General features: G+C 52.6%; 2 tRNA genes, 2 rRNA genes and 1 pseudogene. 4 read left to right on the top strand and 1 reads right to left on the bottom strand.

Annotation, left to right across the window (positions count from 1 at the left end):
* A pseudogene (locus BAY1663_RS24870) lies at nt 1-294 on the bottom strand (hypothetical protein); the annotation flags it as partial.
* A 156-nt stretch (nt 295-450) separates the two neighbouring features.
* On the opposite strand from BAY1663_RS24870, the gene BAY1663_RS21960 reads away from it, so the two are divergent.
* The 4 genes from BAY1663_RS21960 (at nt 451) to BAY1663_RS21945 (ending at nt 5,368) form a co-directional block, all read left to right on the top strand.
* A 16S ribosomal RNA gene (locus tag BAY1663_RS21960) occupies nt 451-1,986 on the top strand.
* A 90-nt stretch (nt 1,987-2,076) separates the two neighbouring features.
* A tRNA-Ile gene (locus BAY1663_RS21955) sits at nt 2,077-2,153 on the top strand.
* Between the two features lie 6 nt (nt 2,154-2,159).
* Nucleotides 2,160-2,235: transfer RNA gene (locus BAY1663_RS21950), tRNA-Ala, on the top strand.
* Nucleotides 2,236-2,478: 243 nt separating this feature from the next.
* Nucleotides 2,479-5,368: ribosomal RNA gene (locus BAY1663_RS21945) — 23S ribosomal RNA — on the top strand.
* The 16S and 23S rRNA genes sit together here with 2 tRNA genes alongside, the layout of an rRNA operon.
* Nucleotides 5,369-5,445: the final 77 nt, after the last annotated feature.

The raw sequence follows: 5,445 nt of genomic DNA, 5'->3' as shown, positions 1-5,445 counted from the left end.
CTGGCGGCGAATTCGAGTAGAATGCGCCGGGCTGGCAGAGGCGGTGGTTGAGTCCTGTCGGTGCTTCGGTCGGGTCGATCGAAAGCGGTTGAAAGAGGTGGTTGACAGCGAGTTTGAACGCTGTATGATTCGCCTCCCGCTGACGAGAGATACAAGTTGATCGAAGGCGGCAAGCGGTTGAGTAGAAAAGAAATTTTCGAAAAACAGCTTGACAGCGAGAAAGGCTGCTGTAGAATGCGCGGCCTTGGTTGAGACGAAAGACTTGATCGAAACGCTCTTTAACAACTGAATCAAGCAATTCGTGTGGGTGCTTGTGAATGTAAGACTGGTAGTCGCAAGATTATCAGCATCACAAAGCAACACTCGTGAATTCGAGAGTTACTCTTTCTAGTAAAGAGATTTGCGATTGCTGAGCCAAGTTTAGGGTTTTCGCAAAACCCAAGCAGTATTGAACTGAAGAGTTTGATCATGGCTCAGATTGAACGCTGGCGGCAGGCCTAACACATGCAAGTCGAGCGGATGAAGGGGGCTTGCTCCTGGATTCAGCGGCGGACGGGTGAGTAATGCCTAGGAATCTGCCCAATAGTGGGGGATAACGTTCCGAAAGGAACGCTAATACCGCATACGTCCTACGGGAGAAAGCAGGGGACCTTCGGGCCTTGCGCTATTGGATGAGCCTAGGTCGGATTAGCTAGTTGGTGAGGTAAAGGCTCACCAAGGCGACGATCCGTAGCTGGTCTGAGAGGATGATCAGCCACACTGGAACTGAGACACGGTCCAGACTCCTACGGGAGGCAGCAGTGGGGAATATTGGACAATGGGCGAAAGCCTGATCCAGCCATGCCGCGTGTGTGAAGAAGGTCTTCGGATTGTAAAGCACTTTAAGTTGGGAGGAAGGGTTTCTGGCTAATATCCAGGAATTTTGACGTTACCGACAGAATAAGCACCGGCTAACTTCGTGCCAGCAGCCGCGGTAATACGAAGGGTGCAAGCGTTAATCGGAATTACTGGGCGTAAAGCGCGCGTAGGTGGTTCGTTAAGTTGGATGTGAAAGCCCCGGGCTCAACCTGGAACTGCATCCAAAACTGGCGAGCTAGAGTATGGCAGAGGGTGGTGGAATTTCCTGTGTAGCGGTGAAATGCGTAGATATAGGAAGGAACACCAGTGGCGAAGGCGACCGCCTGGGCTAATACTGACACTGAGGTGCGAAAGCGTGGGGAGCAAACAGGATTAGATACCCTGGTAGTCCACGCCGTAAACGATGTCGACTAGCCGTTGGGCTCCTTGAGAGCTTAGTGGCGCAGCTAACGCATTAAGTCGACCGCCTGGGGAGTACGGCCGCAAGGTTAAAACTCAAATGAATTGACGGGGGCCCGCACAAGCGGTGGAGCATGTGGTTTAATTCGAAGCAACGCGAAGAACCTTACCAGGCCTTGACATGCAGAGAACTTTCCAGAGATGGATTGGTGCCTTCGGGAACTCTGACACAGGTGCTGCATGGCTGTCGTCAGCTCGTGTCGTGAGATGTTGGGTTAAGTCCCGTAACGAGCGCAACCCTTGTCCTTAGTTACCAGCACGTTAAGGTGGGCACTCTAAGGAGACTGCCGGTGACAAACCGGAGGAAGGTGGGGATGACGTCAAGTCATCATGGCCCTTACGGCCTGGGCTACACACGTGCTACAATGGTCGGTACAAAGGGTTGCCAAGCCGCGAGGTGGAGCTAATCCCATAAAACCGATCGTAGTCCGGATCGCAGTCTGCAACTCGACTGCGTGAAGTCGGAATCGCTAGTAATCGTGAATCAGAATGTCACGGTGAATACGTTCCCGGGCCTTGTACACACCGCCCGTCACACCATGGGAGTGGGTTGCTCCAGAAGTAGCTAGTCTAACCTTCGGGGGGACGGTTACCACGGAGTGATTCATGACTGGGGTGAAGTCGTAACAAGGTAGCCGTAGGGGAACCTGCGGCTGGATCACCTCCTTAATCGAAGACACCGGCTTCGTCATAAGTACCCACACGAATTGCTTGATTCACTTGCGAAGGCGATTGGGTTTAGACCCGAGAGTAACGATTGGGTCTGTAGCTCAGTTGGTTAGAGCGCACCCCTGATAAGGGTGAGGTCGGCAGTTCGAATCTGCCCAGACCCACCAATCGAAGGGGCCATAGCTCAGCTGGGAGAGCGCCTGCTTTGCACGCAGGAGGTCAGCGGTTCGATCCCGCTTGGCTCCACCATGACTCTAGTCGCCGAAAGCTCAGAAATGAGTGCTCCTGAGGGGTATTGAGGAGTATTGATTTCTGGTCTTTGCGCCGGAACTGTTCTTTAAAAATTTGGGTATGTGATAGAAGTGACTGTTCGGTCGTATTCACTGACGACCGGATAGCTCAAGGTAAAATTTGCGTTGTTCTCAAGTGCAAATTTTCGGCGAATGTCGTCTTCACGTTCGAGACGTATGACCAGATTGCTTGGGGTTATATGGTCAAGTGAAGAAGCGCATACGGTGGATGCCTTGGCAGTCAGAGGCGATGAAAGACGTGGTAGCCTGCGAAAAGCTTCGGGGAGTCGGCAAACAGACTGTGATCCGGAGGTGTCTGAATGGGGGAACCCACCTGGCATAAGCCAGGTATCTTGTACTGAATCCATAGGTGCAAGAGGCGAACCAGGGGAACTGAAACATCTAAGTACCCTGAGGAAAAGAAATCAACCGAGATTCCCTTAGTAGTGGCGAGCGAACGGGGACTAGCCCTTAAGCTTCTTTGATTTTAGCGGAACGCTCTGGAAAGTGCGGCCATAGTGGGTGATAGCCCCGTACGCGAAAGGATCTTAGAAGTGAAATCGAGTAGGACGGAGCACGAGAAACTTTGTCTGAACATGGGGGGACCATCCTCCAAGGCTAAATACTACTGACTGACCGATAGTGAACCAGTACCGTGAGGGAAAGGCGAAAAGAACCCCGGAGAGGGGAGTGAAATAGAACCTGAAACCGTATGCGTACAAGCAGTGGGAGCCTACTTTGTTAGGTGACTGCGTACCTTTTGTATAATGGGTCAGCGACTTATTTTCAGTGGCGAGCTTAACCGAATAGGGGAGGCGTAGCGAAAGCGAGTCTTAATAGGGCGTCTAGTCGCTGGGAATAGACCGAAACCGGGCGATCTATCCATGGGCAGGTTGAAGGTTAGGTAACACTGACTGGAGGACCGAACCGACTACCGTTGAAAAGTTAGCGGATGACCTGTGGATCGGAGTGAAAGGCTAATCAAGCTCGGAGATAGCTGGTTCTCCTCGAAAGCTATTTAGGTAGCGCCTCGTGTATCACTGCTGGGGGTAGAGCACTGTTTCGGCTAGGGGGTCATCCCGACTTACCAAACCGATGCAAACTCCGAATACCAGCAAGTGTCAGCACGGGAGACACACGGCGGGTGCTAACGTCCGTCGTGAAAAGGGAAACAACCCAGACCGTCAGCTAAGGTCCCAAAATCCTGGTTAAGTGGGAAACGATGTGGGAAGGCTTAGACAGCTAGGAGGTTGGCTTAGAAGCAGCCATCCTTTAAAGAAAGCGTAATAGCTCACTAGTCGAGTCGGCCTGCGCGGAAGATGTAACGGGGCTCAAACCAGGTACCGAAGCTACGGGTTCATCTTAGGATGAGCGGTAGAGGAGCGTTGTGTAAGCCTGTGAAGGTGAGTTGAGAAGCTTGCTGGAGGTATCACAAGTGCGAATGCTGACATGAGTAACGACAATGCGAGTGAAAAACTCGCACGCCGAAAGACCAAGGGTTCCTGCGCAACGTTAATCGACGCAGGGTGAGTCGGTCCCTAAGGCGAGGCTGAAGAGCGTAGTCGATGGGAAACGGGTTAATATTCCCGTACTTCTGGTTACTGCGATGGGGGGACGGAGAAGGCTAGGCCAGCTTGGCGTTGGTTGTCCAAGTTTAAGGTGGTAGGCAGGGATCTTAGGTAAATCCGGGATCTCAATGTCGAGAGCTGATGACGAGCTTTCTTTTAGAAAGCGAAGTGGTTGATGCCATGCTTCCAGGAAAAGCCTCTAAGCTTCAGGTAATCAGGAACCGTACCCCAAACCGACACAGGTGGTTGGGTAGAGAATACCAAGGCGCTTGAGAGAACTCGGGTGAAGGAACTAGGCAAAATGGCACCGTAACTTCGGGAGAAGGTGCGCCGGTGAGGGTGAATGACTTGCTCAGTAAGCCCATGCCGGTCGAAGATACCAGGCCGCTGCGACTGTTTATTAAAAACACAGCACTCTGCAAACACGAAAGTGGACGTATAGGGTGTGACGCCTGCCCGGTGCCGGAAGGTTAATTGATGGGGTTAGCGCAAGCGAAGCTCTTGATCGAAGCCCCGGTAAACGGCGGCCGTAACTATAACGGTCCTAAGGTAGCGAAATTCCTTGTCGGGTAAGTTCCGACCTGCACGAATGGCGTAACGATGGCGGCGCTGTCTCCACCCGAGACTCAGTGAAATTGAAATCGCTGTGAAGATGCAGTGTATCCGCGGCTAGACGGAAAGACCCCGTGAACCTTTACTATAGCTTTGCACTGGACTTTGAATTTGCTTGTGTAGGATAGGTGGGAGGCTTTGAAGCGTGGACGCCAGTTCGCGTGGAGCCATCCTTGAAATACCACCCTGGCAACTTTGAGGTTCTAACTCTGGTCCGTTATCCGGATCGAGGACAGTGTATGGTGGGTAGTTTGACTGGGGCGGTCTCCTCCTAAAGAGTAACGGAGGAGTACGAAGGTGCGCTCAGACCGGTCGGAAATCGGTCGCAGAGTATAAAGGCAAAAGCGCGCTTGACTGCGAGACAGACACGTCGAGCAGGTACGAAAGTAGGTCTTAGTGATCCGGTGGTTCTGTATGGAAGGGCCATCGCTCAACGGATAAAAGGTACTCCGGGGATAACAGGCTGATACCGCCCAAGAGTTCATATCGACGGCGGTGTTTGGCACCTCGATGTCGGCTCATCACATCCTGGGGCTGAAGCCGGTCCCAAGGGTATGGCTGTTCGCCATTTAAAGTGGTACGCGAGCTGGGTTTAGAACGTCGTGAGACAGTTCGGTCCCTATCTGCCGTGGACGTTTGAGATTTGAGAGGGGCTGCTCCTAGTACGAGAGGACCGGAGTGGACGAACCTCTGGTGTTCCGGTTGTCACGCCCGTGGCATTGCCGGGTAGCTACGTTCGGAAGAGATAACCGCTGAAAGCATCTAAGCGGGAAACTTGCCTCAAGATGAGATCTCACTGGAGCCTCGAGCTCCCTGAAGGGCCGTCGAAGACTACGACGTTGATAGGTGGGGTGTGTAAGCGTTGTGAGGCGTTGAGCTAACCCATACTAATTGCCCGTGAGGCTTGACCATATAACACCCAAACAATCTGCTCTGGTAGCAGAGGGTGTCGAGGTGAAGTCGACAGAAGTAACCGAAGATTTGCAGAG

The sequence above is a fragment of the Pseudomonas sp. BAY1663 genome, assembly GCF_000582595.1.
Lineage (GTDB): Bacteria > Pseudomonadota > Gammaproteobacteria > Pseudomonadales > Pseudomonadaceae > Stutzerimonas > Stutzerimonas stutzeri_AF.
Note: the sequence above shows the minus strand (reverse complement) of the source record. Positions and strands in the feature narration are given on the sequence as shown.